This is a genomic window from Labrys sp. LIt4 (assembly GCF_017813775.1).
In the GTDB taxonomy this organism is placed as follows: domain Bacteria; phylum Pseudomonadota; class Alphaproteobacteria; order Rhizobiales; family Labraceae; genus Labrys; species Labrys okinawensis_A.
This window is the reverse complement of the sequence record NZ_JAGIPY010000002.1, coordinates 444,854-470,212: the sequence shown is the minus strand read 5'-3', so window position 1 is coordinate 470,212 and position 25,359 is coordinate 444,854. Positions and strand designations below refer to the sequence as shown.

Here is a 25,359-nt window from a genome sequence, read left to right as displayed (position 1 = left end):
CTGTAGTGCGACGTACATCGTCGTCCCCAACAGGAAATTGCCATGTCGAGCCTGGCCGAACTGCGCCCCGATGCCCTCGCCGCCCTCCACGGCGAACTGACGCGCGAATACGAGGCCTTGAAAGACCGCAAGCTCTCACTCGACATGACCCGCGGCAAACCGGCGCCCGAGCAGCTCGACCTCGCCGAAGGCATGCTCGCTCTGCCCGGCAACCGCGACCATCTCAGCGAAGCCGGCGAGGATACCCGCAACTATGGCGGGCTGCAGGGCCTGGCCGAGGTACGCAACCTGTTTGCCCCGGTGCTCGGCGCCCCTGCTGCCCAGGTCATCGTCGGCAACAATTCCAGCCTGGCGCTGATGCATGACGTCCATGTCTATGCGCTGCTGCGCGGCGTGCCTGGCGGGACGAAGCCCTGGAGCAAGGAAGAGGAGATCGCCATCCTCTGCCCGGTGCCGGGCTATGACCGGCATTTCGCCCTGAGCGAGTCCTTCGGCATCAAGCTCATCCCGGTGCCGCTCACCGGCGAAGGCCCCGACATGGACGAGGTCGAGCGCCTGGCTGCCGACCCGAAGGTCAAGGCGATCTGGTGCGTGCCGCAGTATTCCAATCCGAGCGGCGAGACCTATTCGGATGCCGTGGTCGAACGCCTCGCACGCATGAAGACGGGCGCGCCCGATTTCCGCATCCTGTGGGACAACGCCTATGCGCTGCACCATCTCGGCGAGACCAGGCCGCATCTCGCCAATATCCTGGAGGCCTGCGCGGCGGCAGGCAATCCCGACAGGCCTGTTGTCTTCGCCTCGACCTCGAAGGTCACCATCGCCGGTGCCGGCCTGGCTTTCATCGCCGCCTCGCCCGCGAATGTGCGCTGGTATCTCGACAATGCGAGCAAGCGCACCATCGGTCCCGACAAGCTCAACCAATTGCGCCATGTCCGCTTCCTGCGCGATCTCGACGGCATCCACGCCCATATGGAAAAGCACCGCGCCCTGATCGCCCCGAAATTCGCGGCGGTGGAGGAAGCCTTCGAACGCCGCCTTGCCAGCCATGGCTTCGCGCGCTGGACCAAGCCGGCCGGCGGCTATTTCATCATCCTGGACGTGATGGCAGGCACGGGCTCGCGTGTGGTGGCCCTCGCCAAGGCAGCGGGCCTGGCCCTCACCCCGGCCGGCTCCACCCATCCCTATGGCAAGGACCCCGAGGACCGGACCCTGCGCATCGCGCCGACCTATCCGAGCCTCGCCGAGGTGAAGCTGGCCGCCGATGCCGTGGCTCTCTGCACCCTGCTGGCGGCGTGCGAAAAGCGCATGGCGGGATGAGGTTTCCTGGGACCGCCGGCATCTTGCCGGCTGTCTTTCCTCCAAAATGCGACGGTTCCAAGAGGCCGGCAGGATGCCGGCGGTCCCAGGCTTACCGTCCCAACGCCAGCAGGCGCGAGGCCGCTTCCATCTCGCGCCAGCGCCAGGCGCGGCGCTGCTGGGCCTCCTCGTCCTGGCCCCAGAGTTCGGCCTGATAGTCTTCATCGACATGAGCCGCGGCCCAGGCCGCTTCGGGCTCCAGATGGCCTTGCGCCACCGCCAGCGCCAGGATGACCGAACCGGTCAGCGTTGTGACGGCATGAAGGCTGGCCAACCCGAACTCATCATGCCGGGCTACGGCCTCGGCGATGGCGGCCAGGGCTTGCGGGGATTGCTGCTTGTACTGGACGCCGTTGACCACGGCGAGCCTGGCGCCCAGATGCTCGGCCGCCCAGGCCAGCACCGGATCCCAGGCCTCGGCCTGGCGGCGAACCAGTTCCTCGGGCTGGTCGGCCCGGTAGCAGAGGAAATCCGAACCGCCATATTTGGCGATTTCGTCGATCACGGCCTGCCGTGAGGTGCGCACGCCGTCGATGGCGGAGTTGGCGATGCGGGTGATCGGCATGGAGAAGGGATCGATATGGCTGCCTTGCCCGTTCCACTCCGCCGCGGCCGCCGCGGCCATTTCGGGCTTGGCGAAAGCCAGCAGACCCTTGGCGGGCGTACGGGCCACGCGGCCGTCGAGCGCCACGGCATGCTGCCCGTCCTGCTCGACCACGCTCGCTTGACTGTAGAAGCGCTTGGGCAGTTCGGGCTTCATGCCCTTCTGGGCGGCATGCATGGGATCGGGCGTGGCGCCATCGCGGAACCAGTCGCCATAGAAATCACGATCGCTCATTGCGGCTCGGTCACCTTGAAAGCTTCGACCAGCGGCAGCAACTGCGCGAAGTCGTCGATGATATGGTCGGCTCCCGCCTCGGTGAGTTCGGAAACCGGATGGTTGCCCCAGGAAACGCCGATGGTGCGTGCGCCGGCACGGCGCCCCATCAGGATGTCGAAGCTGGTATCGCCAATCATGATGGCATCCTCGGGACGCAGGCCTACCTCGCCGGCACCCTGCACGATCATGCCAGGATCGGGCTTGGAGGGAGCGGTATCTGCGGTCTGGATGGTGGCGAACAGCCCTTCCCAGCCGAAGCTTTCGAGGATGCGGTCTACGCCGCGCCGCGATTTACCCGTCGCCAGGCCCAGGATCACGTCGTCACGCCGGCGCAATTCGGCCACCGCTTCCGCCGCGCCCGGGAACAGTGGCGGCGCGAAGGCGGGATCGTTGACGCGGGCCAGGAAGGCGTCGCGATAGAAGGCGGCAGCCTTGTCGATGTCGTCGGCGCTGGTATCGTCGCCGAACAGGCGCTGGATCGCCGGCACCAGCGAGAGCCCGACAATGCTCAGCATCTCCGCACGCGGCAGCGGCGGGCGTCCCATGCCTCTAAAGGTCTCGACCAGGCAGGCATGGATCAGATGCTGGCTGTCGAGCAGCGTGCCATCGACGTCGAACAGGACAAGTTTCACGCCTCAATCCTCCGGAGCGTCGACGATGGGATCATAGGCCGAGGCATCGAAGCCCAGTATCTCGAAGCTCTGCTTCATATGCGGCGGCAAGGGCGCGGTGACGTCGAGCGTGCCGCCGCGCGGATGCGGCAGGGTGATCCGGCGCGCATGGAGATGCAGCTTCTTGGGCAGTTCCTCGGGAATGTTCTCCATGGCTTCCCCATATTTCGGATCGCCGATGATGGGATGGCCGATATGGGCGGTGTGGGCGCGCAGCTGATGGGTGCGGCCGGTCACCGGTTTCAGCGACAGCCAGGACACCGAATTGGCGGCGCGATCGACCAGCGAATAATAGGTGATGGAATGCACGGCCTCCTCGTCGCCATGCTTCATCACCCGCACCTTCTCGCCATCCATGCCAAGTTGCTTGGAGAGGAACAGCGAGATGCGGCCCTGCTTGGGAGCGGGCACGCCCTTGACCAAGGCCCAGTAGATCTTGCGGGCCGAGCGGGTGCGGAAGATGGCGCCGAGATCGGAGGCCGCCTTTCGGGTCTTGGCCAGCACCAGCACGCCGGACGTGTCGCGATCGAGGCGGTGGACCAGGCGGGGCTTCTCGCCATCCGGCCCGGCCAGGGCCGCGAGCATGCCGTCGACATGGCGCTCCGTGCCGGAGCCGCCCTGGACCGACAGGCCGTGCGGCTTGTTGATTACCAGCACGTCCCTGTCCTCATGCAGGATCAGGGAACGGATGAAATCGGCGTCCTTCTGGCTCTGCGCCGAGCGCTTGACGCTGGTGATCGCCGGATCGGAACGCGGCAGCGGCGGCACCCTGACGTTCTGATCCTTGCTGAGGCGATCATTGGTCTTGGCGCGCGCGCCGTCGACGCGAATCTGGCCGGAGCGCAGCAATTTCTGCAAATGGCCGAAAGCGAGGTCCGGAAAATGCGTCTTGAACCAACGGTCGAGACGCATGCCGTCCTCATCGGCGGTGACGATACGGGTTTCGACCAGAAAGGACATCAAGGTTCCGACACGCGATTGAGGGATTGCGTCCCTATAAAGCAGCACGGCGCCGCTGTCTGCCGGAAATCGCCGAAGGCGACTGCTTGCCGGTGAGGTATGGATCGTCCAACCTGCAGCGCCCCCAGGCGGTTCACGCAAGGCGTGGCTCCTTTCGGGGAAAGGCAACCGCAGCGATAGCGAAGGAAGATTGGTGATGTCCGCAGACCAGGAGCGGCCGATACGAGCCACAGGGGGCTGTCTGTGCGGCTCGGTGCGCTATACGATCCGCGGCGCCGTGCGCGACGTCTGGGCTTGTCACTGCACTCTGTGCCGAAGGCTGCATAGCCATTTCGGCGCCTATGCGGCCTGCGCCCCAGCCGATCTCGACATCGCCTCGACGAAAAAGCTGCGCTGGTACCGCTCTTCGCCGACGGCGAGCCGCGGTTTCTGCTCCAAATGCGGCGCCCAGATCTTTTGGGATGGCAAGGGCAGCAGTCACATATCCATTGCGGCGGGAACGCTCGACGAGCCAACCGGCCTCAGGCTGGTCAAGCATATCTGCGTCGATCAAAAGGGCGACTATTACGAGATCGCGGATGGGTTGCCGCAAGAGGGGTAGGAACCCGATCGCTACGCGCGTGCCGGCGCGCTGGTTTTGAGGAAGTCCCGCAGGACATCGCCGATGCGCCCGGCGGCACTCTCCAGAGCGACCGCCCCGAATCCCGAAAAACCGAGCACGAGGCCCTGGCGGGCCGGCGCACTCAGATACATGGGCGACAGGGCCCGTGCCCCGACGCCTTCAGCGAACAGCCTGCGGACCAGATCGCGATCGCCAGATGCATTCGCAAGCCTCGCTACCAGATGGAGGCCGTGCTCCGGCACGGCAAAGTCCAGCTCGCCTGCGCAATGCTGGCGGAGCGCGGCGACGAAGCCGTCCCGCGCGGCCTGCACGCGCCGGCGCGCCCGGCGCAGATGGGCCGCGAAATGGCCATCGTTGAGGAAATCGGCCACGGCGCCGTGTACCAGAGTGGGCGGCTGCCTGTCGGACAAGGTCCTCAGGCGCAGCACCCTGTCGAGCAGGGCCTCCGGCAGCACCGCATAGCCGATGCGGATACCCGGAAACAGCACCTTGGAGAATGTACCGAGATAGGCGACCCGGTCGGCCCCGTCCATGCCCTGCAGGGCCGTGAGCGGCGGACCCGAGAAGCGAAATTCGCTGTCGTAGTCGTCCTCCACGATCCAGGCATCGTTGCGCTTGGCCCAATCGATCAGAGCCAGGCGCCGACGCATGGTCATGGCGACGCCGAGCGGAAATTGATGGGATGGCGTGACATAGACGAGGCGGGCCTCGGCCCCGCGCTTCTCGCCCCCGGCGGCGTCGATCCCCTCCCCGTCGACGGGTACGCCGATCAGCCTGGCACCCGCGGCCTCCAGTGTCGCCTTGGCCAGGGGATAGCAGGGATCCTCGATCCAGGCGGCATCGCCGGGCTTGAGAATGGTACGCACGATAAGATCGAGGCCATGCATGGTGCCGGTGGTGACGACGATCTGCTCGGCGTCGCAACGCACGCCCCGGGCCGCCCGGAGATAGGCCGTGATCGCCTCCCGCAACTTGCTCCCGCCACGCGGATCGCCATAGCGGAAATGCTCCGGCCCCGGCTGGGCGAGGTTGCGCGAGAGCAAGCCGCGAAAGACACGCATGGTCTTGTCGTCGAGGGTGGCCACGCCCAGTTCGCACGGCAGCGCCGGCGAGGCTGGCCTCTGTCCGGAGGGGCCGGCGCGCCGTTCCCAGACTGCCGGCACCTGTGCCGCCACGAAGGTGCCCGCGCCGATGCGGGCCTCCACGAAGCCGTCGGCGACAAGCATCTCGAAGGCGGCGACGGCAGCGGCCCGCGACAGGCCGAGCCGCTTGGCGAGATCGCGCGTCGTCGGCAGCTTGGCGCCCGGTTGCGCCAGGCCTGTCTCGATCAGTCTACGCATGGCGACATAGAGTTCGCGCCTGCGGGGGCCCCGGCCCGGCAACACGGGCATCAGGGTGGACCAGTCGGACAAATTGGTTCGAATTCTTTTAGCCAAATTGGATCTTTCTCGGACCAATGCAATGACGCACCCTGCGCATGTTCATCGTTGAAAGCAAGGCACCATGAAAGAGCAGGAAGCAACGCCGGAGCGTTTCGCCGTCACCGGCCGCAACCGATTGAGGCGGCGGCACGACCGCGGCCATTATGACCATGAGGCTGTCTATGCCGTGCTCGATGCCGGTTTCATGTGCCATGTCGCCTATGTCATCGACGGCCAGCCCTACTGCACGCCCACCATCCATTGGCGTGAGGGCGACTGGCTCTATTGGCACGGTTCCTCGGCCAGCCGCATGCTGCGCAACCTCAAGGGCGGCACGCCGGTCTGCCTGACGGTCTCGCATCTCGACGGTTTGGTGCTGGCGCGCAGCGGCTTCAATCATTCGGCCAATTATCGCTCGGCGATCTGTTTCGGCACCGCCCGCATCATCGACGATCCGGATGAAAAGGCGAAGGCCCTGCTCGGCGTGGTCGACCGCTTCTATCCCGGCCGTGCGGTGGAACTGCGCCGGACGCATGCGCAGGAATCCAAGGCAACCATGGTGATCGGCATGCGCATCGAGGAGGCCTCGGCCAAGGTGCGCGCCGCCGGCGTCGGCGACGACGAGGAGGATTACGGCCAGCCGGTCTGGGCCGGCGTCATTCCGGTCCAGACGGTGATCGGCACAGCAGAACCCTGCCCGCGCCTGCTACCGGGCATGGGAAAGACGGCAGGCCTGGCGGGCTATCGCGCCGGGCGGCGTCTCGATGAAGCCTTGCTCGAGGCCCAGGAGCTCTATGAAGGTGAAGAGGAAGTAGCCGAATTGGCAGACTGAGCGCCGACCGGAGATCGCAGGCGTCTCGCCTATAGGCGGCTGGCTTAAGGCGAGAGGCCTGCAGTCCCAGGAAGGTTACCCCCCGCCCCGCTCGCGCCGGATCTTGTCCCAATACTCCAGGCGCTTGCGGATCTCGCGCTCGAAGCCACGCTCGACCGGCGTGTAGAACTGGCGGCGTCCCAGGGCATCAGGAAAGTAGTTCTGGCCCGAGAAAGCTTCGGGCTCGTCATGGTCGTAGCGATAGCCCTGGCCATAGCTCTCGGCCTGCATCAGCTTGGTCGGCGCGTTGAGGATGATCTTGGGCGGCATCAGCGAGCCCCCCTCCTTGGCAAGGCGCATCGCCGCCTTGTAGGCATTATAGGCCGCGTTCGACTTCGGCGCCGTCGCCACATAGATCACCGCCTGGGCGATGGCGAGCTCGCCCTCCGGGCTGCCGAGGAAGTCATAGGCGTCCTTGGCGGCATTGGCGACCACCAGGGCCTGCGGATCGGCGAGCCCGATATCCTCCACCGCCATGCGCACCACCCGACGCGCGATGAACAGCGGATCCTCGCCAGCATCGAACATGCGGGCGAGATAATAGAGCGCCGCGTCGGGATCGGAGCCGCGCACCGATTTGTGCAGGGCCGAGATCAGGTTGTAGTGGCCATCCGCCGACTTGTCGTAGATCGGTGCCCGGCGTTGCAGCACCTGCTGCAGCTTGGCCGCCGTGAAGACCTCGCCGGGCTTGGCCGCGCGCCAGGCTTCCTCGGCCAGGGTCAGGCTGGCGCGGCCGTCGCCGTCGGCCATGCGCACCAGCGCCGCCCTCGCCTCCTCGTCGAGAGGCAACTTCTTGCCCTCAACGTCCTCGGCATGGGCGAGAAGACGCAGGATCGCCGCTTCGTCCAGGGCATTGAACACCATCACGCGGGCGCGTGACAGCAAGGCCGCGTTGAGCTCGAAGGAAGGGTTTTCGGTGGTGGCACCCACCAGCGTCACGGTGCCGTCTTCCATCACCGGCAGGAAGCCATCCTGCTGCGCCCGGTTGAAGCGATGGATCTCGTCGACGAAAAGCAGCGTGCCCCGCCCCATCATGCGCCGTGCGCGTGCCGCCTCGAACACCTTCTTCAGATCGGCGACGCCGGTGAAGATCGCGGAAATCTGCTCGAAGGCAAGATCGGTCTCACCGGCCAGCAGGCGCGCCACCGTGGTCTTGCCGGTGCCGGGCGGGCCCCAGAAGATCAGGCTGCCGACCGAGCCCGAGGCGAGCAGGCGCGTCAGCGCGCCCTCGGGGCCGACGAGATGATCCTGTCCGGCCACCTCGGAGAGGTGCTTGGGGCGCATCCTGTCCGCGAGCGGCCGTGGCGCCTCCTTCTCCAATCCCGCTGCAGAAAACAGATCCGACATCATCCCCCCAGGATCGTCGAGATTTGCTGACCATCCCTGAGGATGGTGATGCGCCACAGGCGGCGCGGCTCCTGCACCAGGGCGTCGAGCGCCTTGGTATCGTCGACCTTCTGGCCGTTGATGACCTGGATCACATCCTTTTTCTGAAAGCCAAAATTGGCAGCGGCGCTGTCGTCCTCGACATTGGTGATCACCACGCCATTGGTGTCGAGCGGCATGCCGAGAGTCTCGGCCATGGCCGGGGAAAGATTGGCAACCGTGGCGCCGCTGAGCGGCGAGCGTCCCTGCAGCACCGTCTCGTCGCGTGGCGTGCTCTCGGGCGCGGGGGCAAGCTTGACGGAAACCTTGACGCGCTCGCCCTTGCGCAGGACCTCGAGTTGCGCTTCACCGCCCAGGGGCTTGGTGGCGAAGCGATAGCCGAATTCGTCAGGGTCGGAAACCGCGACGCCGTCGACGGCCAGGACGACATCACCCGTCTGCAGGCCGCCTTCGGCCGCAGGCCCATTCTTGGCGACCTCGGTCACCAGGGCACCGGCCGGCCGCTCCATCGACAGCGACTCGGCGATCTCGGATGAAACGCTCTGCAGGCTGGCGCCGATCCACGGACGCAGGACGCGATCGGAACCGGCCTGGGCCGATGCCACCACCACCTTAACCATGGCAGCGGGAATGGCGAAGCCGATGCCGATATTGCCGCCCGAGCGCGACACGATCGCCGTGTTGATGCCCACCAGCTTGCCGTTGAGATCGACCAGGGCTCCGCCGGAATTGCCCGGATTGATGGCAGCGTCGGTCTGGATGAAGGACTGGAAGTCCGACTGGCCGACCTGGCTGCGCGCCAGCGCCGATACGATGCCGGAGGTCACCGTCTGCCCGACGCCGAAGGGATCGCCGACGGCCAGCACGAGATCGCCCACCTGCACCTTGTCGGAATCGGCGAAATCGAGCGTGGCAAGCTCGCCCTTCACGCCCTTGAGGCGGAGTACGGCAAGATCGGCGCGCTGGTCCTTGAGGATGATGTCGGCATCGTATTCGCGCTTGTCGGACAGGGCGACACGGACCTGCGTGGCATTGGCGATGACGTGATAGTTGGTGACGATCATGCCGTCCTTGGCGACGATCACTCCCGAGCCGAGCGAACGCTCCACCCGTTCGCGCGGTGCCGCTCCGCCGCCGAAGAACTGGCGGAAGAAGGGATCGTTGAACATCGGATTGGTCTGCGCCTTCTCGACATGCTGGGCATAGACGTTGACCACGGCCGCAGTCACGCTCTTGACCACCGGGGCGAAGGACAGCTTCACCTGCGCCGCGCTTTCAGGAACGGCGCTTTCCTGGGCCTGCGCCGGCAGGAGGCCGGCAAGGAGCACGAAGGCGGCATAGGACAGTCGACGCATGAATGGACTCCGAATGGAACGGCGTTGTCGGCCTCGCAGACCCTTCTGGACCAGATCAGGCGCGAAGCCAATGGTGCAAATGTGGTCTTTGGAAGCGCCGACTTCCAGTCCGCTCTTGGAAATGATGCCCGACATAACAGAGCGGACCGGACGTCCGCGCCCAAAGCAAAAAGGGCGGCGCTTGCGCACCGCCCTTTCGAATGTTCATTCGCCTTCAGACGATCAGGCCGCCTCGGCCTGCTCCTCGGCGACCGGGCCGGAGTCCTGGCCCTTGGCGGAGACGTCACGATCGACGAACTCGATCACGCCGATCGGTGCGGAGTCGCCATGGCGGAAGCCGGCCTTCAGCACGCGGGTGTAGCCACCCTGGCGGTCCTTGTAACGAGTCGCCAGCACGTCGAAGAGCTTCTTGACGATGGTCTCGTCCTGGAGCGTCGCAATGGCCTGGCGGCGGGCATGCAGGTCGCCACGCTTGCCGAGGGTGACCAGCTTCTCGACGATCGGACGCAGGTCCTTGGCCTTGGGAAGCGTGGTGACGATCTGCTCATGCTTGATGAGCGAGGCCGCCATGTTCTCGAACATCGCCTTGCGGTGTTCGGCGGTACGGTTGAATTTGCGGTGAGCCTTGCCGTGACGCATTGCCCTGTTCCTTCAAGTTTGGCAGCGCGATGCGCCAGATCAATAATGTTCTTCGAAGCGCTTGGCGAGCTCTTCGATGTTCTCCGGCGGCCAGCCCGGCACTTCCATGCCCAGATGAAGACCCATCTGAGCCAGCACTTCCTTGATCTCGTTCAAGGACTTGCGGCCGAAGTTCGGCGTACGGAGCATTTCGGCTTCGGTCTTCTGAATCAGATCGCCGATATAGACGATGTTGTCGTTCTTCAGGCAGTTCGCCGAACGGACCGACAATTCCAGCTCGTCCACCTTCTTGAGCAGCGCCGGGTTGAAGGCGAGCTCCGGAATGGCCGGGGCCTCGGATTCCTTCTTCGGCTCCTCGAAGTTGACGAAGACTTCCAGCTGGTCCTGGATGATGCGGGCCGCGAAGGCCAGCGCGTCTTCCGGGGTGATCGAGCCATTGGTCTCGACCGTCAGCGTCAGCTTGTCATAGTCGAGGATCTGGCCTTCACGGGTGTTCTCCACCTTGAAAGCCACCTTCTTCACTGGCGAATAGAGGCTGTCGACCGGAATGAGACCGATCGGGGCATCCTCGGGCCGGTTGCGGTCAGCCGCCACATAGCCCTTGCCGGTGTTGACCGTGAACTCCATGCGGATCTCAGCGCCCTCGTCCAGCGTGCACAGCACGTGCTCGGGATTGAGGATCTGGATGTCGCCGGTGGTCTGGATGTCGCCAGCGAAGACCTGTCCGGGACCCTGCTTCTTCAGCACGATCCGCTTGGGGCCTTCCGCCGCCATCTTGACGGCGATTTCCTTGATGTTGAGGACGATATCGGTCACGTCCTCGCGCACGCCGGGGATCGACGAGAACTCGTGCAACACGCCATCGATATGCACCGAGGTCACGGCCGCACCCTGCAGGGACGACAACAAGACACGGCGCAGCGCATTGCCCAAAGTCACGCCAAAGCCACGCTCCAGCGGCTCGGCAACGGCAGTTGCCTGGCTCTTCGGATCTTCTCCCGGAGTCACTTCGAGCTTTTGGGGCTTGATAAGTTCCTGCCAGTTCTTCTGAATCACGACGACACCCTTCAATCGGTCTCGGTGCGGCCAACAAACCCGGCACGCTCGGATAGCGGCCGGGCCATCTCAAATCGCGGAATTAGACGCGACGACGCTTGCGCGGGCGGCAACCATTATGCGGAATTGGCGTCACGTCGCGGATCGACGTGATCGTGAAGCCCGACGCCTGCAAGGCGCGCAGAGCCGATTCACGACCGGAACCCGGACCGGAAACTTCAACTTCCAGCGTGCGCATGCCATGCTCGCTGGCCTTACGGCCGGCGTCTTCAGCGGCCATCTGCGCAGCATAGGGGGTCGACTTACGCGAGCCCTTGAAACCCATCGTGCCCGACGAAGACCAGGCAATCGTGTTGCCCTGGGCGTCGGTGATGGTGATCATGGTGTTGTTGAAGCTCGAATTGACGTGAGCAACGCCAGAAACGATGTTCTTGCGCTCGCGACGACGAACGCGACCAGTGGCTTCTTTTGCCATAGTATGGATCCTTCAAGCGCGCCCGTGGTACCAGGCGCTCGGGATAGAATGAAAACGAATTACTTCTTCTTGCCGGCGATCGGCTTCGCCTTGCCCTTGCGGGTGCGGGCATTGGTATGCGTGCGCTGGCCACGGACGGGCAAGCTGCGACGATGGCGCAGACCGCGATAGCAGCCCAGATCCATCAGACGCTTGATGTTCATCGCAACGTCGCGACGAAGATCACCTTCCACGATGTAATCGCGGTCGATGGTTTCGCGGATCTGCAGGACTTCCTGGTCCGACAGCTGGTGGACACGGCGCTCAGGCGCAATGCCGACCTTGGCAACGATCTCCTTGGCTTTGGCGGGGCCAATGCCGTGGATATATTGCAGCGCGATCTCGACACGCTTGGCAGTGGGAATGTTGACACCAGCGATGCGGGCCACGTTCCGGTCTCCAAATCTTTGATCCGGCATGAGGCCGAATATCAGTTCAATCATCGCCGGCGAACCGGCAGCGCAAAAACGAGCCGTTCGCTCTGACCGAGCGATCGACCCGCGCGTCTTTGACGTGAGAGGCGTCTTCTAGAGATTCTCTGCGAAGACGTCAACTCGTAAAGACAAACTTCATGCATATCGCCTCACGGCGTATGCCGGCGGCGAATCAGACCGAGACCGCCGCCAGTGTGGTGTCGATCTCACGAGTGACCTCGTCGATCGATTTCATCGCGTCAATCGGGCGAAGATCGCCGCTCTTGCGATAATAGTCAGACAGGGGTGCCGTCTGGGCGCGATAGGCTTCAAGACGGGTCTTGAAAGCTTCCGCATTGTCGTCCGGCCGCACCTTCTCGCCGCGGGCGACGGTGTCGGCGGCGCGCTTTTCGATGCGCGACAGCAGCACGGACTCGTCGACCACAAACTCGATCACGGCGTCGAGTCGCAAGCCCTTCTCCGACAACATGCGGTCGAGGGCCGAAGCCTGCGCCACGGTGCGCGGAAAACCGTCGAGGATGAAGCCGTTGGCGGCATCCTTTTCCTCGATGCGATCGGCGACGATGCCGACGACGATGTCGTCCGAAACCAGCCCGCCCGAATCCATCACTGCCTTGGCCTTCAGCCCGACCGGCGTACCGGCCTGCACGGCCGCACGCAGCATGTCGCCCGTCGAGAGCTGCGGAATGCCATGCTTCTCCGACAGCCTCACGGCCTGGGTTCCCTTGCCCGCCCCCGGCGGACCCAGCAGAATGAGCTTCATCAGCGACGGCTCCCCTTCAGCTTGGTCTTGCGTACCAGCCCTTCATACTGATGAGCAAGCAGATGGCCATGAATCTGGGCCAGCGTGTCCATCGAGACGCTCACGGTGATGAGCAGCGATGTACCGCCCAGCACGAAGGGAATCGAAGGCACCATATAATTCTGAATTTCCGGGACCATGCAAACCAGGGCGATGTAGACCGCACCGACCACGGTGATGCGCGTGAGCACATAGTCGATGAACTTGGCGGTGTTCTCCCCCGGACGGATGCCCGGAATGAAGCCGCCATGCTTCTTGAGGTTGTCGGCCGTCTCGGTCGGATTGAACACGATCGCCGTGTAGAAGAAGCAGAAGAACACGATCAGCAGCGCGTAGAGCACCATGAACAGCGGCTTGCCGTGATTGAGATAGATCGCGACATTGGCAAGCCAGGAATTCGGATTGCCCTGCGCCACGAAAGCGGCCGCGGTGGTCGGCAGCAGCAGCAGCGACGAGGCGAAGATCGGCGGGATCACGCCCGAGGTGTTCAGCTTCAAAGGAAGATGCGACGACTGGCCTTCATAGAGCCGGTTGCCGACCTGGCGCTTGGGATATTGGATCAGGAGGCGGCGCTGCGCGCGCTCGAAGAACACGATGGCCAGCACCACGGCGACGGCAACCACGACCGAGACCAGCAGTGTCACCGGCGACATGCCGCCCGTACGCGCCAGATCGAGCATCTGGCCCAGATGCGCCGGGAACTCGGCGACGATACCGGCCTGGATGATCAGCGAGGTTCCGTTGCCGATGCCGCGCGAGGTGATCTGCTCGCCCAGCCACAGCAGGAACATGGTGCCGCCGACCAGCGTGATCGTGGTCGAGATCTTGAAGAACAGCCCCGGCGCGAGCACGATCCCCTGCCCGCCCTCCAGGCCGATGGCGATGCCCCAGGCCTGCGCGGTCGCCAGCACCACCGTGAGGTAGCGCGTATACTGGTTCATGATCTTGCGGCCGGCCTCGCCCTCCTTCTTGAGGGCCTCGAGCTGCGGCACGACGGTGGTCAGCAGCTGGATGATGATCGAGGCGGAAATGTAGGGCATGATCGCGAGCGCGAAGATCGCCATGCGCGAAACGGCGCCGCCCGAGAACATGTTGAAGAGGCCGAGAATACCGCCGGCCTGGCCGTTGAAGGCCGTCTGATAGGCTTCGGGATTGATTCCGGGTAGCGGAATATAGGTACCAAGCCGGTAGATGACCAACGCGCCGAGCGTAAACCAGATACGCTTTTTGAGTTCGTCAGCCTTGGAGAACGAACTCCAGTTGATGCTCGCAGCAAGCTGCTCGGCCGCCGATGCCATGTGGTGCTCCGCCGTGTCGAAAGCGCGCCAAAAAAGGTGCGGCCCGCCAGACGAGGCGGGCCACTTTCATATAGGATCAGGCTTCGGCCTTTGCCACAGCCTTCAGCACCTTGACGGAACCGCCGGCCTTTTCGACCGCGGCCACGGCGCTCTTGGTCGCACCGGCGACCTCGAAGGCGAGCTTGGCCTTGATCTCGCCGCGGCCGAGCAGGCGCACGCCATCGAGGGCGCGGCGGATCACACCGGCCTCAACCAGAGCCTCGGCGGTCACCGGGGCCTTGGCGTCGAGCTTGCCGGCGTCAATGGCGACCTGGATGCGGTCGAGGTTCACCTCGGCGAAGTCCAGGGCGAAGATGTTGTTGAAGCCACGCTTCGGCAGGCGGCGATGCAACGGCATCTGACCACCTTCGAAGCCCTTGATGGCGACACCGGTACGCGAGGTCTGACCCTTGACGCCACGGCCGCCGGTCTTGCCCTTACCAGAACCGATACCGCGTCCGACGCGGATACGGGCCTTGGTAGCGCCCTGATTGTCGCGAAGATCGTTGAGTTTCATCGTCGCGTCTCCTTACTCGGCCTCGACCACGCGGACGAGGTGGCCGAGCTTGGCAATCATGCCGCGCACGGCCGGCGTATCTTCCAGCGTGCTCTTGCGGCGGATCTTGTTAAGGCCCAGGCCGACGAGGGTCGCGCGCTGGTCCGCGGTCCGGCGGATCGGGCTACCGATCTGCTCGACCGTGACGGTCTTGGTTTTAGCCATCGCTCATCCCTCTCCGATCAGTCCGTCGACTCGGCGTCGATACCCTGACGCCTGCTCTGGATCTGCGACACCTTGAGGCTGCGGCGCGCCGCGACCGAACGCGGGCTGTCCTCATGCTTCAGGGCGTCGAAAGTGGCGCGCACCAGGTTGTAGGGGTTGGAAGACCCCAGCGACTTGGCGACGACGTCATGCATGCCGAGCGATTCGAACACGGCGCGCATCGGGCCGCCGGCGATGATGCCGGTACCGGCCGGAGCGGCGCGCAGGACGACCTTGCCGGCGCCATGACGGCCATTGACGTCATGATGCAGGGTACGACCTTCGCGCAGCGACACCCGCACCAGGCCACGCTTGGCCTGATCGGTCGCCTTGCGGATGGCTTCCGGCACTTCGCGAGCCTTGCCATGGCCATAGCCGACGCGGCCCTTCTGGTCACCGACGACGACGAGCGCCGCAAAACCGAAGCGCTTGCCGCCCTTCACCACCTTGGCAACGCGGTTGATGTGGACGAGGCGGTCCACGAACTCGCTGTCGCGCTCTTCGCGCTGACGATCACGTTCACGTTCACGAGCCATAGAATCCGTTCCTTAGAAGTTGAGGCCGCTTTCGCGGGCCGCATCAGCGAGCGCCTTGACGCGCCCATGGAAGATGTAGCCGCCGCGATCGAAAAAGACGTCCTTGACGCCCTTGGCAATCGCACGCTCGCCAAGGAGCTTGCCGATTACCTTCGCGGCCTCGATGTCGGCGCCCGTCTTCAAGCTGCCGCGCAGGTCCTTTTCGAGGGTCGATGCGGAAACCAGCGTATTGCCGTTCGCATCGTCGATGACCTGAGCGTAGATGTGCTTGGAAGAGCGGAAAACCGAGAGGCGCGGCCGTCCGTTCGCCACCGAGCGCAGCTGCCGGCGGACACGCGCCTTGCGGCGCTCAAGAGCTTGCCTTGCATTTGCCATGGATTGGCTCCGTTACTTCTTCTTGCCTTCCTTGCGGAAGATGAATTCGCCAGCATACTTGACGCCCTTGCCCTTATAGGGTTCGGGGCCGCGATATTCGCGGATCTCAGCCGCGACCTGGCCGACCTTCTGCTTGTCGATACCCGACACGACGATTTCCGTCGGCTTGGGCGTCACCACGGTGATGCCTTCCGGAATCGGATAATCGACGTCGTGCGAATAGCCGAGCGACAGCTTGACGACCTTGCCGGCAACGGCGGCCTTGTAGCCGACGCCGTTGATTTCGAGACGCTTCTCGAAGCCCTGCGTGACGCCCACCAGGATGTTGGACACCATGGTGCGCGACATGCCCCACTGGGAGCGCGCGAGCTTGGAATCGTCCTTCGGGTCGACCTTGAACGCACCGTCCTTGAACTCGACCGAGATGAGGTCGGGGATGGTGAAGAACAATTCGCCCTTGGGGCCCTTGGCCTTGACGGTCTGGCCATCCAGGCTGGCAGTGACGCCAGCAGGAACGGCAACCGGCTTCTTACCGATACGAGACATTCTAACTCTCCCCCGGCTCAGAATACGGTGCAGATCACTTCGCCGCCGACATTGGATTCACGAGCCTGATGATCGGCCATGACACCACGCGGGGTCGAAACGATGGATACGCCCAGTCCGTTGGCGACGCGCGGAATATCCTTGACGGACACGTAGACGCGGCGGCCGGGCTTCGAGACGCGGGCGATCTCGCGGATCACCGGTGCGCCATCATAATATTTCAACTCGATCTCGAATTCGCTGCGGCCGTTGCCGAAATCGGTAACGGTGTAGTTGCGGATATAGCCTTCCGCCTGCAGCACATCGAGAACGCGAGCGCGCTGGCCGGAACCGGGCGTGGTCACGCTGGTCTTACGGCGCATCTGCGCGTTACGGATACGGGTCAGCATATCGCCGACAGGATCATTGATCGCCATGACGATATCTCCTCACCAGCTCGACTTCACGAGGCCGGGAACCAGCCCCTTGGAACCGAGTTCGCGCAAAGCAATACGCGACATCTTCAGCTTGCGGTAAACGGCGCGCGGACGGCCGGTCACTTCGCAACGGTTGCGCACGCGCTCCTTGGCGGAGTTGCGCGGCAGTTCCGAGAGCTTCAGACGAGCGGTGAAGCGCTCTTCCATCGACAACGATTCATCGTTGGCGATGGCCTTCAAGCGGGAGCGCCGGCCAGCATACTGCTTGGCGAGCTTCTCGCGACGCTTGTTCTTCTCAATCGAACTTTTCTTAGCCATGTAGGTCTCCAACGTTCCGCGTTTGAGGGCGGATCAACCGCCTCACTGCCGGAAGGGGAAGTTCATCAACTTCAGAAGCGCACGCGCTTCTTCATCGGTCTTGGCTGTGGTGCAGACGACGATGTCCATACCCCAGACTTGATCGACCTTGTCGTAGTTGATCTCGGGGAACACGATGTGCTCCTTGAAGCCCATGGCATAATTGCCACGGCCATCGAAGCTCTTCGGGTTCAGGCCACGGAAGTCACGGACGCGCGGCAGCGCGATCGTCACCAGGCGATCGAAGAACTCATACATGCGGGTCTTGCGAAGGGTGACCTTCGCGCCGATCGGCATGTTCTCGCGCACCTTGAACTGCGAGATCGCCTTGCGAGCCCGCGTGATCACCGGCTTCTGACCCGCGATCAAAGCGAGATCGGCGGCCGCAACGGTGACCTTCTTGGTGTCGGCGGTGGCTTCGCCCACGCCCATGTTCAGCACGATCTTGGAGATCGAGGGAACTTCCATCGGGTTCTTGTAGCCGAACTGCTTGATCAGTTCGGGACGAACCACGTCATTGTAATAGGCCTTCAGACGCGGCGAATAGGCATCGCCATTCGCGGTCTCGGCGGTGGCTGGGGACTTAGCCATCGATCTGCTCTCCCGAACGCTTGGCGACGCGAACCTTCTTGCCGCCATCGAGAACCTTGAAACCGACACGGGTCGGCTTGCCATCCTTGGGATCGGCAATGGCGACGTTCGACAGGTGGATCGGCGCTTCCTTCGAGATCACGCCGCCTTCCTGGCTCGCCGTCTGGCGCTGATGGCGACGGACGATGTTCACACCGCGGATGATCGCGCGGTTTTCTTCCGGGAACACCTGGATCACTTCACCGACACGCCCCTTGGAACGGCCGGTCATGACGACGACCTTGTCGCCCTTCTTGATCTTGGCGGCCATGTTACAACACCTCCGGAGCCAGAGAGATGATCTTCATGTGGTTCTTGGCGCGCAGCTCGCGCGGAACCGGCCCGAAGATGCGGGTGCCGATCGGCTCTTTCTGATTGTTGATCAGCACGGCCGCATTGCGGTCGAAGCGGATCACGGAACCGTCGGGACGACGGATGTCCTTGGCCGTACGCACGACCACGGCCTTCATCACATCACCCTTCTTGACGCGCCCGCGCGGAATGGCTTCCTTGATCGAAACGACGATAACGTCGCCGACGGAAGCATATTTCCGCTTCGAGCCGCCCAAAACCTTGATGCACATCACGCGTCGGGCACCAGAATTGTCCGCGACGTCGAGATTCGATTGCATCTGAATCATGACGTACCCTCTTATTCTTCGCAGGCTGGTATCCGCTCGCAGCGGACCCGGCCCAACCTCGGGTTTGGCAGCAGGATCGAAACCCAACCGCCGTGAAGCTCGCCACCTGCTCGGTTTTGAACCCACTTCGCCAGCCTTGCGGCAGGCAAATCACTAACAAGCACGAAAGCGCGGCCAAGGCGGTGGAGACCTCCACCCCTTTCGCCGACGCTCCAGGAAAGCCGGTCTTCTAGCGATTCCTTCGGTCGACCACAAGCACAAAGCCGGCTTCCGCCGGCTTTTATTTTTACCGTGTCGGCACGAAGGCGCTGAAACGCCCCCTGCCCTGCCAGACGATCAGGCCTTGGCTGCTTCCGCCGCCTGGTCGACGACGACCCAGCGCTTCAGCTTGGACATCGGGCGACCCTCTTCGATCCACACGACGTCACCGACCTTATGGCCGTTGCTCTCATCATGAGCATGGTAGTTCTTGGTGCGACGCACCGTCTTCTTCAGCAGCGGATGGGTGAAGCGGCGCTCCACCTTCACCACAATCGTCTTGTCGTTCTTGTCAGAGACGACGACGCCTTGCAGGACGCGCTTGGGCATGAATTATCTCCTCAAGCCTTGGCTTTGGTCGCGGCCTTCTGGCTCTGAACCGTCTTGATCTTGGCGATGGTGCGGCGAACCTTGCGCACCTCGGCCGTGTTTTCGAGCTGACCCGTGGCCTTCTGGAAGCGCATGTTGAACTGCGACTTCTTCTGCTTGGCGAGTTCATCGGCAAGCTGGTCGTCGGACAGCACCTTGATGTCTTGGATCTTCATGGTGTTTTCCTCACTCAGCGATGCGCTGGATGACGCGGGTCTTGACCGGCAGCTTGGCGGCGCCGAGCGTCAGGGCGGAGCGAGCGATTTCTTCGCTCACACCGTCCAGCTCGAACATGATGCGGCCCGGCTTGACGCGCGCGACCCAATGGTCGGGCGCGCCCTTGCCGGAGCCCATGCGCACTTCCGCGGGCTTTGCCGAAACCGGCACATCCGGGAAGATGCGGATCCACACGCGACCCTGACGCTTCATTTCGCGGGTGATCGCACGACGCGCTGCTTCGATCTGGCGGGCAGTGATACGCTCGGGCTCCAGGGCCTTGAGGCCGAACTGGCCGAAGTTCAGGAGCGCGCCCGAGGAGGCCACACCGTGAATGCGGCCCTTGAACTGCTTACGGAATTTGGTGCGCTTGGGTTGCAACATGGTTCTATTCTCTCAACTCCCGCGAGCCGCTCACGCAGCTTCGTTACGGGGGCGCGAAGACGAACGGCCGCTGTCGGCCTCCGCCAGGCGCTTGTCCTGGGCCATCGGATCGTGCTCGAGGATTTCACCCTTGAAGATCCAGACCTTGATGCCGCACGTACCGAAGGTGGTGTAAGCCGTAGCCGTGCCGTAATCGACATCGGCGCGCAGCGTGTGCAGCGGCACGCGACCTTCGCGATACCACTCCAGACGAGCGATTTCGGCGCCACCCAGACGGCCCGAGCAATTGATACGAATGCCTTCCGCACCCAGACGCATGGCCGACTGAACGGCCCGCTTCATGGCACGGCGGAACGCCACGCGGCGCTCGAGCTGCTGGGCAATCGAATCGGCAACCAGGGTCGAATCCACTTCCGGCTTGCGCACTTCGACGATGTTGATGTGCACTTCCGAAGAGGTGAGCTTCGACACGGCCTTCTTCAGCTTGTCGATGTCGGCGCCCTTCTTGCCGATCACGATGCCCGGACGAGCCGAGTAGATCGTGACGCGGCACTTCTTGTGCGGACGCTCGATGACGATGCGCGACACGGCAGCCTGCTTCAGCAGCTTCATCAGCGCCTGGCGGATCGCAATGTCCTCGTGCAGCAGCTTGCCATATTCGCCCTTGTTGGCGAACCAGCGGGAATCCCAGGTCCGGTTGATGCCCAGACGCAGGCCGATCGGATTAACTTTCTGTCCCATCGCTTGCTCCTTACGCCTTGGCTTCGACCTGGCGGACGACGACCGTCAGGTTGGAGAAGGGCTTCTCGATGCGCCCTGCCCGGCCGCGGGCGCGGGCATGGAAACGCTTGATGACGAAAGCCTTGCCGACATAGGCTTCGGAGACGATCAGATCGTCGACGTCGAGGCCATGATTGTTTTCGGCATTGGCAATGGCGCTCTGCAGCGTCTTCTTCACGTCGGTGGCGATGCGCTTGCGCGAGAAGGTCAGGTCGGCCAGAGCCGAGTCCACCTTCTTGCCGCGGATCAGAGACGCGACGAGATTGAGCTTCTGCGGCGAAACGCGCAGCATGCGCGCTACCGCCTTCGCTTCATTGTCAGGCAGGGCCCGTTCGGACTTCGGCTTGCCCATGACTTACTTCCTCTTCGACTTCTTGTCCGCCGCGTGACCATAGAAGGTCCGGGTCGGAGCAAACTCGCCGAGCTTCATGCCGACCATGTCTTCGGTCACCTGCACCGGGACATGCTTCTGGCCGTTGTAGACGCCAAAAGTCACGCCGATGAAGTGCGGCAGAATGGTGGAGCGACGGCTCCAGGTCTTGATGACCTCGCTGCGGCCGGAGCCGCGCGCGGCATCCGCCTTTTTCAGGAGGTACCCGTCGACAAACGGGCCTTTCCAGACTGAGCGGGACACGGGTGGTCTCCTTACTTCTTCTTAGCGTGACGGGACGAGACGATGAACTTGTTCGTCGCCTTGTTCGAACGCGTCTTCTTGCCCTTGGTCGGCTTGCCCCAAGGCGTGACAGGGTGACGGCCACCCGAGGTACGGCCTTCGCCGCCACCATGGGGATGGTCGATCGGGTTCATGGCGACACCGCGGACGGACGGCTTGATGCCGAGCCAGCGCGAACGACCCGCTTTACCGAGCGAGATGTTCATGTGGTCCGGGTTCGACACCGCGCCCACCGTGGCAAAGCAGCTCGACAGAACCAAGCGCTGCTCGCCCGAGTTCAGGCGCAGGATGACATAAGCGCCATCGCGGCCGGCGATCTGGGCGTAGCTGCCGGCGGAACGGGCGACCGATCCGCCACGGCCGAGCTTGAGCTCGACATTGTGGACGATGGTGCCCACCGGCATCGCCGACATCGGCATGGCGTTGCCCGGCTTCACGTCGGCCGAAGCGGCCGCGATCACCTTGTCGCCGACAGCCAGACGCTGCGGAGCCAGGATATAGGCCTTGTCGCCGTCGGTATAGTCGATGAGCGCGATGAACGCCGTGCGGTTGGGATCGTACTCGATCCGCTCGACCGTACCTTCGACATCGAGCTTGCGGCGCTTGAAGTCGATGATGCGGTAGGCGCGCTTGTGCCCGCCCGACTTGCGGAACGAGGTAATGCGGCCCGTGTTGTTGCGGCCACCCGACTTGGTCAGGCCTTCGGTCAAGGTCTTGACCGGAGCGCCCTTGTACAGGGCGGAACGGTCGACCAGCACGAGCTGGCGCAGGCCCGGCGTAACCGGCTTGTATTTCCTGAGAGCCATTGGTCTCTCTCCCTTTCCGGCCCGCGCCTCAGAGGCCTGTCGTCACGTCGATCGTGTGGCCTTCGGCCAGAGTCACGATCGCACGCTTGACATCGCTCTGAGTGCCCAGAATGCCCTTGAAACGCTTGGTCTTGCCCTTGCGAACGAGCGTGTTGACGCCCGTCACCTTGACGTTGAACAGCTTTTCGACGGCGGCCTTGATCTGCGGCTTGGTCGCATCCGGAGCAACCCGGAACACCACCTGGTTATGTTCCGACTGAGCGGTCGCCTTCTCGGTGATCACCGGCGACACGATCACGTCGTAATGCCTGACATCGGTGCTCATTTGAAGCGCGCCTCCAGCGCATCGACAGCCGCCTTGGTCAGCACGAGGCTGTCACGGCGGAGAATGTCGTAGACGTTGATGCCCTGGACCGGCAGCACATCCACGTTCGGGATGTTGCGGGCGGCCAGTGCGAAGTTCTGGTCGAGTTCGGCGCCGTCGATGATCAGCACGTTGGCCAGACCCCGCTTGCCGAAGGTTTCCTTCAGTGCCTTGGTCTTGATCGCTTCAGCGACCGCCTTGTCGACGATGATCAGCTGCTGCGTCTTCGCCTTGGACGAAAGCGCATGCTTGAGGCCGAGGGCGCGGACCTTCTTGGGCAGGTCATGCGCATGGGAACGCACGACCGGGCCGAAGGCGCGGCCACCGCCACGGAACTGCGGAGCCGAGGCTGCACCGTGACGAGCACCACCGGTGCCCTTCTGCTTGTACAGCTTCTTCTTGGTCCGGTTGATTTCGGACCGGCCCAGCGTCTTGTGCGTACCGGCCTGGCGCTTGGCCAGCTGCCAGCGCACGACGCGCTGCAGGATGTCGGCGCGCGGCTCGAGACCGAAGATCTCGTCAGACAGCGTGACCGAACCGGCTTCGGAGCCTTCGAGAGTGGTAATTGCGAGTTTCATCGGCTCCTCCTCACTCGCCGGCCGCTGCAGCAGCAGCTTCGGGCAAGCGGAACGCGCCGGGCTTCGGCGCTGCTTCCGGCAGCTGCTTCTTCACGGCGTCGCGCACCAGGATCCAGCCGCCCTTGGCGCCGGGAACGGCACCCTCGACCAGGATCAGGCCGCGCTCGACGTCGGTGCGCACGACCTTGAGGTTCAAGGTGGTGATGCGCTCGTCACCCATGTGACCCGCCATCTTCTTGCCGGCGAACGTCTTGCCCGGATCCTGGCGCTGACCGGTCGAACCATGGGCACGATGCGTGATCGAGTTACCATGGCTGGCGCGGTGGCCGCCGAAGTTCCAGCGCTTCATCGAACCGGCAAAACCCTTGCCGATCGACGTGCCGGTGACATCGACGAACTGGCCGGGGACGAAGTGGTCCGCGGTGATCGTCGCGCCAACCGGAATGAGGTCGGCTTCCGGCACGCGGAATTCGACGACCTTACGCTTGGGCTCCACATTGGCTACAGCGAAGTGGCCGCGCTGCGCCTTGGTCGTGTTCTTGACCTTGGCGAGGCCGGCACCGAGCTGAAGCGCGGTATAGCCGTTCTTATCGTTGGTCCTGTGAGCGACGACCTGGCAATCGTCGAGACGGAGAACCGTGACCGGGACATGCTCGCCAGCGTCGTTATAGACGCGGCTCATGCCGATCTTCTGTGCAATGACACCAGAACGCATGGCGTTCGTTCCTAAGCCTAGAGGAGCCTGATCAGAGCTTGATCTCGACGTCCACGCCTGCGGCGAGGTCGAGCTTCATGAGCGCGTCCACGGTCTGCGGGGTGGGGTCTACGATGTCGAGCAGGCGCTTATGGGTGCGCATCTCGAATTGCTCACGCGATTTCTTGTCCACGTGCGGCGAGCGGTTCACCGTGTATTTTTCGATCCGCGTTGGCAGCGGGATCGGTCCGCGGACGGCGGCGCCAGTGCGCTTGGCCGTCGAAACGATCTCGCGGGTCGACGTGTCGAGAATACGATGGTCGAACGCCTTGAGACGGATGCGGATGTTCTGGCCGTTCATTGCCCTGACTCCGAAATGAAATGGCGCGCCGAAGGACGGCGCGCCTGAAGGACGCGCTTTGGAAAGCTCTTATTCGATGATGGCGGCGACGACGCCGGCGCCGACGGTACGACCGCCTTCACGGATGGCGAAGCGCAGCTTCTCTTCCATGGCGATCGGCACGATCAGGTTCACCGTCATGGCGATGTTGTCGCCCGGCATCACCATCTCCGTGCCTTCCGGCAGCGTCACCACGCCCGTCACGTCCGTCGTGCGGAAGTAGAACTGCGGACGGTAGTTGCCGAAGAACGGCGTATGACGGCCACCCTCTTCCTTGGTCAGGATGTAGGCTTCGGCCTTGAACTTGGTGTGCGGCTTCACCGAACCCGGCTTGCACAGCACCTGGCCGCGCTCCACGTCCTCGCGCTTGGTGCCGCGCAGCAGCGCGCCGATGTTGTCGCCGGCCTGGCCCTGGTCCAGAAGCTTGCGGAACATCTCAACGCCCGTCACGGTCGTCTTCTGCGTGGCGCGGATGCCCACGATCTCGACTTCCTCGCCAACCTTGACGATGCCGCGCTCGACACGGCCGGTCACCACCGTGCCGCGGCCCGAGATCGAGAACACGTCTTCAACCGGCATCAGGAACGGCTGGTCGATCGGACGCTCAGGCTGCGGGATGTACTCGTCAACCGTCTGCATCAGCTTCAGGATCGCGTCATGGCCGATCTCCGGAGACTTGTTCTCCAGCGCCATCAGCGCAGAACCCTTGGTGATCGGAATGTCGTCGCCAGGGAACTCGTACTTCGACAGAAGCTCGCGAACCTCCAGCTCGACCAGCTCCAGAAGCTCCGGATCGTCGACCATGTCGACCTTGTTCAGGAACACCACCAGCGCCGGAACGCCGACCTGGCGCGCCAGAAGGATGTGCTCGCGCGTCTGCGGCATCGGGCCGTCAGCCGCCGAAACAACCAGGATCGCGCCGTCCATCTGCGCCGCGCCCGTGATCATGTTCTTCACATAGTCGGCGTGGCCGGGGCAGTCCACATGCGCATAGTGACGGTTCTTCGTCTCGTACTCCACATGCGCCGTCGAGATCGTGATGCCACGAGCCTTCTCTTCCGGAGCCTTGTCGATCTGGTCATACGCCGTGAACGTCGCACCGCCCGTCTCGGCTAGAACCTTCGTGATCGCTGCCGTCAGCGACGTCTTGCCATGGTCAACGTGACCAATCGTGCCGATGTTGCAGTGCGGCTTCGTGCGTTCAAATTTCTCTTTGGCCATCGGGGCCTCCTTCACCTGTCGCCGAAACGGCGGATGAAACTCAAATCA

Annotated in this window: 37 protein-coding genes; 3 read left to right on the top strand and 34 right to left on the bottom strand. The window is 63.6% G+C overall.

What is annotated here, in order from left to right:
- Nucleotides 1-42: 42 nt before the first annotated feature.
- Nucleotides 43-1,320 (top strand): PLP-dependent aminotransferase family protein, encoded by a 1,278-nt coding sequence (locus J8I29_RS05120; RefSeq protein WP_209430833.1) that lies wholly within the window; start codon nucleotides 43-45, stop codon nucleotides 1,318-1,320.
- A 91-nt stretch (nucleotides 1,321-1,411) separates the two neighbouring features.
- Here the strand turns inward: J8I29_RS05120 and J8I29_RS05115 are convergent, their stop codons facing one another.
- The 3 genes from J8I29_RS05115 to J8I29_RS05105 are packed head-to-tail and all read right to left on the bottom strand — an operon-like array spanning nucleotide 1,412 to nucleotide 3,870.
- Nucleotides 1,412-2,197, bottom strand: coding sequence for an ATP12 family protein (locus J8I29_RS05115; protein WP_209430832.1), 786 nt, complete (start codon nucleotides 2,195-2,197; stop codon nucleotides 1,412-1,414).
- The gene (locus tag J8I29_RS05110; RefSeq protein ID WP_105862645.1) at nucleotides 2,194-2,871 is read right to left on the bottom strand and encodes an HAD-IA family hydrolase; all 678 of its coding nucleotides are present in this window, start codon (nucleotides 2,869-2,871) and stop codon (nucleotides 2,194-2,196) included. The genes J8I29_RS05115 and J8I29_RS05110 overlap by 4 nt, the downstream gene beginning before the upstream one ends.
- Before the next feature lie 3 nt (nucleotides 2,872-2,874).
- Nucleotides 2,875-3,870 (bottom strand): RluA family pseudouridine synthase, encoded by a 996-nt coding sequence (locus J8I29_RS05105; RefSeq protein ID WP_105862644.1) that lies wholly within the window; start codon nucleotides 3,868-3,870, stop codon nucleotides 2,875-2,877.
- 196 nt (nucleotides 3,871-4,066) lie between these two features.
- Between J8I29_RS05105 and J8I29_RS05100 the strand changes: the two genes are divergently transcribed.
- Nucleotides 4,067-4,471, top strand: coding sequence for a GFA family protein (locus J8I29_RS05100; protein WP_181161165.1), 405 nt, complete (start codon nucleotides 4,067-4,069; stop codon nucleotides 4,469-4,471).
- A gap of 11 nt (nucleotides 4,472-4,482) precedes the next feature.
- Here the strand turns inward: J8I29_RS05100 and J8I29_RS05095 are convergent, their stop codons facing one another.
- A complete protein-coding gene (locus tag J8I29_RS05095; RefSeq protein WP_245196666.1) occupies nucleotides 4,483-5,904 on the bottom strand; it encodes a PLP-dependent aminotransferase family protein in 1,422 nt (473 codons plus the stop codon).
- Nucleotides 5,905-5,995: 91 nt separating this feature from the next.
- Here J8I29_RS05095 and J8I29_RS05090 point away from each other — a divergent pair, with 91 nt between their 5' ends.
- On the top strand, nucleotides 5,996-6,745 hold the full coding sequence (locus J8I29_RS05090; protein WP_209430831.1) for a pyridoxamine 5'-phosphate oxidase family protein: 750 nt from the start codon (nucleotides 5,996-5,998) through the stop codon (nucleotides 6,743-6,745).
- A 75-nt stretch (nucleotides 6,746-6,820) separates the two neighbouring features.
- Here the strand turns inward: J8I29_RS05090 and J8I29_RS05085 are convergent, their stop codons facing one another.
- From J8I29_RS05085 to tuf, 30 genes are all read right to left on the bottom strand, one after another.
- Entirely contained in the window at nucleotides 6,821-8,131 is a 1,311-nt protein-coding gene (locus J8I29_RS05085; protein ID WP_105863204.1) for a replication-associated recombination protein A, read from the bottom strand.
- Nucleotides 8,131-9,525 (bottom strand): Do family serine endopeptidase, encoded by a 1,395-nt coding sequence (locus tag J8I29_RS05080; protein WP_105862640.1) that lies wholly within the window; start codon nucleotides 9,523-9,525, stop codon nucleotides 8,131-8,133. Before J8I29_RS05080 ends, J8I29_RS05085 begins: the two co-directional genes overlap by 1 nt.
- Before the next feature lie 222 nt (nucleotides 9,526-9,747).
- Nucleotides 9,748-10,164 carry a 50S ribosomal protein L17 gene (rplQ, locus tag J8I29_RS05075; RefSeq protein ID WP_105862639.1) on the bottom strand — a complete coding sequence of 139 codons (417 nt, stop codon included), beginning with the start codon at nucleotides 10,162-10,164 and terminating at the stop codon, nucleotides 9,748-9,750.
- A gap of 39 nt (nucleotides 10,165-10,203) precedes the next feature.
- Nucleotides 10,204-11,235, bottom strand: coding sequence for a DNA-directed RNA polymerase subunit alpha (locus J8I29_RS05070; RefSeq protein WP_209430830.1), 1,032 nt, complete (start codon nucleotides 11,233-11,235; stop codon nucleotides 10,204-10,206).
- Nucleotides 11,236-11,302: 67 nt separating this feature from the next.
- Complete coding sequence (gene rpsK / locus J8I29_RS05065; protein ID WP_105862638.1) at nucleotides 11,303-11,695, bottom strand: 30S ribosomal protein S11; 393 nt, start codon at nucleotides 11,693-11,695, stop codon at nucleotides 11,303-11,305.
- Nucleotides 11,696-11,754: 59 nt separating this feature from the next.
- Nucleotides 11,755-12,123 (bottom strand): 30S ribosomal protein S13, encoded by a 369-nt coding sequence (gene rpsM, locus J8I29_RS05060; RefSeq protein ID WP_068292123.1) that lies wholly within the window; start codon nucleotides 12,121-12,123, stop codon nucleotides 11,755-11,757.
- 217 nt (nucleotides 12,124-12,340) lie between these two features.
- Nucleotides 12,341-12,931, bottom strand: a complete 591-nt coding sequence (locus J8I29_RS05055; RefSeq protein WP_105862637.1) for an adenylate kinase — start codon at nucleotides 12,929-12,931, stop codon at nucleotides 12,341-12,343.
- A complete protein-coding gene (secY, locus tag J8I29_RS05050; RefSeq protein ID WP_105862636.1) occupies nucleotides 12,931-14,268 on the bottom strand; it encodes a preprotein translocase subunit SecY in 1,338 nt (445 codons plus the stop codon). Before secY ends, J8I29_RS05055 begins: the two co-directional genes overlap by 1 nt.
- Before the next feature lie 76 nt (nucleotides 14,269-14,344).
- Nucleotides 14,345-14,824 (bottom strand): 50S ribosomal protein L15, encoded by a 480-nt coding sequence (gene rplO, locus J8I29_RS05045; RefSeq protein WP_105862635.1) that lies wholly within the window; start codon nucleotides 14,822-14,824, stop codon nucleotides 14,345-14,347.
- 12 nt (nucleotides 14,825-14,836) lie between these two features.
- A complete protein-coding gene (gene rpmD / locus J8I29_RS05040; RefSeq protein WP_105862634.1) occupies nucleotides 14,837-15,028 on the bottom strand; it encodes a 50S ribosomal protein L30 in 192 nt (63 codons plus the stop codon).
- 17 nt (nucleotides 15,029-15,045) lie between these two features.
- Nucleotides 15,046-15,603, bottom strand: a complete 558-nt coding sequence (gene rpsE, locus J8I29_RS05035) for a 30S ribosomal protein S5 (protein ID WP_105862633.1) — start codon at nucleotides 15,601-15,603, stop codon at nucleotides 15,046-15,048.
- Nucleotides 15,604-15,615: 12 nt separating this feature from the next.
- On the bottom strand, nucleotides 15,616-15,978 hold the full coding sequence (gene rplR, locus J8I29_RS05030) for a 50S ribosomal protein L18 (protein ID WP_105862632.1): 363 nt from the start codon (nucleotides 15,976-15,978) through the stop codon (nucleotides 15,616-15,618).
- A 12-nt stretch (nucleotides 15,979-15,990) separates the two neighbouring features.
- Nucleotides 15,991-16,524: a 50S ribosomal protein L6 gene (rplF, locus tag J8I29_RS05025; protein WP_105862631.1), complete on the bottom strand. Its 534-nt coding sequence runs from the start codon at nucleotides 16,522-16,524 to the stop codon at nucleotides 15,991-15,993.
- 17 nt (nucleotides 16,525-16,541) lie between these two features.
- On the bottom strand, nucleotides 16,542-16,940 hold the full coding sequence (gene rpsH, locus J8I29_RS05020) for a 30S ribosomal protein S8 (protein WP_105862630.1): 399 nt from the start codon (nucleotides 16,938-16,940) through the stop codon (nucleotides 16,542-16,544).
- Nucleotides 16,941-16,952: 12 nt separating this feature from the next.
- Nucleotides 16,953-17,258: a 30S ribosomal protein S14 gene (rpsN, locus tag J8I29_RS05015; protein ID WP_068292095.1), complete on the bottom strand. Its 306-nt coding sequence runs from the start codon at nucleotides 17,256-17,258 to the stop codon at nucleotides 16,953-16,955.
- Nucleotides 17,259-17,300: 42 nt separating this feature from the next.
- Nucleotides 17,301-17,888, bottom strand: coding sequence for a 50S ribosomal protein L5 (gene rplE / locus J8I29_RS05010; RefSeq protein ID WP_105862629.1), 588 nt, complete (start codon nucleotides 17,886-17,888; stop codon nucleotides 17,301-17,303).
- Entirely contained in the window at nucleotides 17,881-18,198 is a 318-nt protein-coding gene (gene rplX / locus J8I29_RS05005; RefSeq protein WP_105862628.1) for a 50S ribosomal protein L24, read from the bottom strand. The genes rplE and rplX overlap by 8 nt, the downstream gene beginning before the upstream one ends.
- A 1-nt stretch (nucleotide 18,199) precedes the next feature.
- Nucleotides 18,200-18,568 carry a 50S ribosomal protein L14 gene (gene rplN, locus J8I29_RS05000; RefSeq protein WP_068292087.1) on the bottom strand — a complete coding sequence of 123 codons (369 nt, stop codon included), beginning with the start codon at nucleotides 18,566-18,568 and terminating at the stop codon, nucleotides 18,200-18,202.
- 336 nt (nucleotides 18,569-18,904) lie between these two features.
- Nucleotides 18,905-19,156 (bottom strand): 30S ribosomal protein S17, encoded by a 252-nt coding sequence (rpsQ, locus tag J8I29_RS04995; protein WP_105862627.1) that lies wholly within the window; start codon nucleotides 19,154-19,156, stop codon nucleotides 18,905-18,907.
- An 11-nt stretch (nucleotides 19,157-19,167) separates the two neighbouring features.
- The gene (gene rpmC / locus J8I29_RS04990; protein ID WP_068292078.1) at nucleotides 19,168-19,371 is read right to left on the bottom strand and encodes a 50S ribosomal protein L29; all 204 of its coding nucleotides are present in this window, start codon (nucleotides 19,369-19,371) and stop codon (nucleotides 19,168-19,170) included.
- A 10-nt stretch (nucleotides 19,372-19,381) separates the two neighbouring features.
- Nucleotides 19,382-19,795, bottom strand: a complete 414-nt coding sequence (gene rplP / locus J8I29_RS04985) for a 50S ribosomal protein L16 (RefSeq protein ID WP_105862626.1) — start codon at nucleotides 19,793-19,795, stop codon at nucleotides 19,382-19,384.
- A 30-nt stretch (nucleotides 19,796-19,825) separates the two neighbouring features.
- Nucleotides 19,826-20,536 carry a 30S ribosomal protein S3 gene (gene rpsC / locus J8I29_RS04980; protein ID WP_105862625.1) on the bottom strand — a complete coding sequence of 237 codons (711 nt, stop codon included), beginning with the start codon at nucleotides 20,534-20,536 and terminating at the stop codon, nucleotides 19,826-19,828.
- Nucleotides 20,537-20,546: 10 nt separating this feature from the next.
- A complete protein-coding gene (gene rplV, locus J8I29_RS04975; protein ID WP_068292065.1) occupies nucleotides 20,547-20,927 on the bottom strand; it encodes a 50S ribosomal protein L22 in 381 nt (126 codons plus the stop codon).
- A 3-nt stretch (nucleotides 20,928-20,930) separates the two neighbouring features.
- Nucleotides 20,931-21,209: a 30S ribosomal protein S19 gene (gene rpsS, locus J8I29_RS04970; RefSeq protein WP_068292063.1), complete on the bottom strand. Its 279-nt coding sequence runs from the start codon at nucleotides 21,207-21,209 to the stop codon at nucleotides 20,931-20,933.
- Between the two features lie 11 nt (nucleotides 21,210-21,220).
- Nucleotides 21,221-22,054, bottom strand: coding sequence for a 50S ribosomal protein L2 (gene rplB / locus J8I29_RS04965; protein ID WP_105862624.1), 834 nt, complete (start codon nucleotides 22,052-22,054; stop codon nucleotides 21,221-21,223).
- 28 nt (nucleotides 22,055-22,082) lie between these two features.
- Entirely contained in the window at nucleotides 22,083-22,379 is a 297-nt protein-coding gene (locus tag J8I29_RS04960) for a 50S ribosomal protein L23 (protein ID WP_105862623.1), read from the bottom strand.
- On the bottom strand, nucleotides 22,376-22,996 hold the full coding sequence (rplD, locus tag J8I29_RS04955) for a 50S ribosomal protein L4 (protein ID WP_105862622.1): 621 nt from the start codon (nucleotides 22,994-22,996) through the stop codon (nucleotides 22,376-22,378). Before rplD ends, J8I29_RS04960 begins: the two co-directional genes overlap by 4 nt.
- Nucleotides 22,997-23,006: 10 nt before the next feature.
- Nucleotides 23,007-23,711 carry a 50S ribosomal protein L3 gene (gene rplC / locus J8I29_RS04950; RefSeq protein ID WP_105862621.1) on the bottom strand — a complete coding sequence of 235 codons (705 nt, stop codon included), beginning with the start codon at nucleotides 23,709-23,711 and terminating at the stop codon, nucleotides 23,007-23,009.
- A 31-nt stretch (nucleotides 23,712-23,742) separates the two neighbouring features.
- Nucleotides 23,743-24,051: a 30S ribosomal protein S10 gene (gene rpsJ, locus J8I29_RS04945; RefSeq protein ID WP_068292049.1), complete on the bottom strand. Its 309-nt coding sequence runs from the start codon at nucleotides 24,049-24,051 to the stop codon at nucleotides 23,743-23,745.
- Nucleotides 24,052-24,120: 69 nt separating this feature from the next.
- Nucleotides 24,121-25,311: an elongation factor Tu gene (gene tuf, locus J8I29_RS04940; RefSeq protein WP_209430827.1), complete on the bottom strand. Its 1,191-nt coding sequence runs from the start codon at nucleotides 25,309-25,311 to the stop codon at nucleotides 24,121-24,123.
- Between the last annotated feature and the right edge of the window lie 48 nt (nucleotides 25,312-25,359).

Excerpts from the sequence above, each read along its gene's own strand:
- rplO (WP_105862635.1), bottom strand. The coding sequence starts at position 14,824 with ATGAAACTCAACGATCTTCGCGACAATCAGGGCGCTACCAAGGCCCGT.
- J8I29_RS05080 (WP_105862640.1), bottom strand. The coding sequence starts at position 9,525 with ATGCGTCGACTGTCCTATGCCGCCTTCGTGCTCCTTGCCGGCCTCCTG.
- rpsJ (WP_068292049.1), bottom strand. The coding sequence starts at position 24,051 with ATGAACGGCCAGAACATCCGCATCCGTCTCAAGGCGTTCGACCATCGT.
- J8I29_RS04960 (WP_105862623.1), bottom strand. The coding sequence starts at position 22,379 with ATGAGCACCGATGTCAGGCATTACGACGTGATCGTGTCGCCGGTGATC.
- rplF (WP_105862631.1), bottom strand. The coding sequence starts at position 16,524 with ATGTCTCGTATCGGTAAGAAGCCGGTTGCCGTTCCTGCTGGCGTCACT.
- rplB (WP_105862624.1), bottom strand. The coding sequence starts at position 22,054 with ATGGCTCTCAGGAAATACAAGCCGGTTACGCCGGGCCTGCGCCAGCTC.
- J8I29_RS05085 (WP_105863204.1), bottom strand. The coding sequence starts at position 8,131 with ATGTCGGATCTGTTTTCTGCAGCGGGATTGGAGAAGGAGGCGCCACGG.
- rpmC (WP_068292078.1), bottom strand. The coding sequence starts at position 19,371 with ATGAAGATCCAAGACATCAAGGTGCTGTCCGACGACCAGCTTGCCGAT.
- rplC (WP_105862621.1), bottom strand. The coding sequence starts at position 23,711 with ATGCGTTCTGGTGTCATTGCACAGAAGATCGGCATGAGCCGCGTCTAT.
- rpsH (WP_105862630.1), bottom strand. The coding sequence starts at position 16,940 with ATGGCGATCAATGATCCTGTCGGCGATATGCTGACCCGTATCCGTAAC.
- rplN (WP_068292087.1), bottom strand. The coding sequence starts at position 18,568 with ATGATTCAGATGCAATCGAATCTCGACGTCGCGGACAATTCTGGTGCC.
- J8I29_RS05055 (WP_105862637.1), bottom strand. The coding sequence starts at position 12,931 with ATGAAGCTCATTCTGCTGGGTCCGCCGGGGGCGGGCAAGGGAACCCAG.
- secY (WP_105862636.1), bottom strand. The coding sequence starts at position 14,268 with ATGGCATCGGCGGCCGAGCAGCTTGCTGCGAGCATCAACTGGAGTTCG.
- rplE (WP_105862629.1), bottom strand. The coding sequence starts at position 17,888 with ATGGCTAAGTCCCCAGCCACCGCCGAGACCGCGAATGGCGATGCCTAT.
- rplV (WP_068292065.1), bottom strand. The coding sequence starts at position 20,927 with ATGGGCAAGCCGAAGTCCGAACGGGCCCTGCCTGACAATGAAGCGAAG.
- rpmD (WP_105862634.1), bottom strand. The coding sequence starts at position 15,028 with ATGGCTAAAACCAAGACCGTCACGGTCGAGCAGATCGGTAGCCCGATC.
- tuf (WP_209430827.1), bottom strand. The coding sequence starts at position 25,311 with ATGGCCAAAGAGAAATTTGAACGCACGAAGCCGCACTGCAACATCGGC.
- J8I29_RS05090 (WP_209430831.1), top strand. The coding sequence starts at position 5,996 with ATGAAAGAGCAGGAAGCAACGCCGGAGCGTTTCGCCGTCACCGGCCGC.
- J8I29_RS05105 (WP_105862644.1), bottom strand. The coding sequence starts at position 3,870 with ATGTCCTTTCTGGTCGAAACCCGTATCGTCACCGCCGATGAGGACGGC.
- rpsC (WP_105862625.1), bottom strand. The coding sequence starts at position 20,536 with ATGGGACAGAAAGTTAATCCGATCGGCCTGCGTCTGGGCATCAACCGG.
- rplR (WP_105862632.1), bottom strand. The coding sequence starts at position 15,978 with ATGGCAAATGCAAGGCAAGCTCTTGAGCGCCGCAAGGCGCGTGTCCGC.
- rpsK (WP_105862638.1), bottom strand. The coding sequence starts at position 11,695 with ATGGCAAAAGAAGCCACTGGTCGCGTTCGTCGTCGCGAGCGCAAGAAC.
- J8I29_RS05100 (WP_181161165.1), top strand. The coding sequence starts at position 4,067 with ATGTCCGCAGACCAGGAGCGGCCGATACGAGCCACAGGGGGCTGTCTG.
- rplX (WP_105862628.1), bottom strand. The coding sequence starts at position 18,198 with ATGGCCGCCAAGATCAAGAAGGGCGACAAGGTCGTCGTCATGACCGGC.
- rplD (WP_105862622.1), bottom strand. The coding sequence starts at position 22,996 with ATGAAACTCGCAATTACCACTCTCGAAGGCTCCGAAGCCGGTTCGGTC.
- rplQ (WP_105862639.1), bottom strand. The coding sequence starts at position 10,164 with ATGCGTCACGGCAAGGCTCACCGCAAATTCAACCGTACCGCCGAACAC.
- J8I29_RS05115 (WP_209430832.1), bottom strand. The coding sequence starts at position 2,197 with ATGAGCGATCGTGATTTCTATGGCGACTGGTTCCGCGATGGCGCCACG.
- rpsN (WP_068292095.1), bottom strand. The coding sequence starts at position 17,258 with ATGGCTAAGAAAAGTTCGATTGAGAAGAACAAGCGTCGCGAGAAGCTC.
- J8I29_RS05120 (WP_209430833.1), top strand. The coding sequence starts at position 43 with ATGTCGAGCCTGGCCGAACTGCGCCCCGATGCCCTCGCCGCCCTCCAC.
- rplP (WP_105862626.1), bottom strand. The coding sequence starts at position 19,795 with ATGTTGCAACCCAAGCGCACCAAATTCCGTAAGCAGTTCAAGGGCCGC.
- rpsQ (WP_105862627.1), bottom strand. The coding sequence starts at position 19,156 with ATGCCCAAGCGCGTCCTGCAAGGCGTCGTCGTCTCTGACAAGAACGAC.
- rpsE (WP_105862633.1), bottom strand. The coding sequence starts at position 15,603 with ATGGCTCGTGAACGTGAACGTGATCGTCAGCGCGAAGAGCGCGACAGC.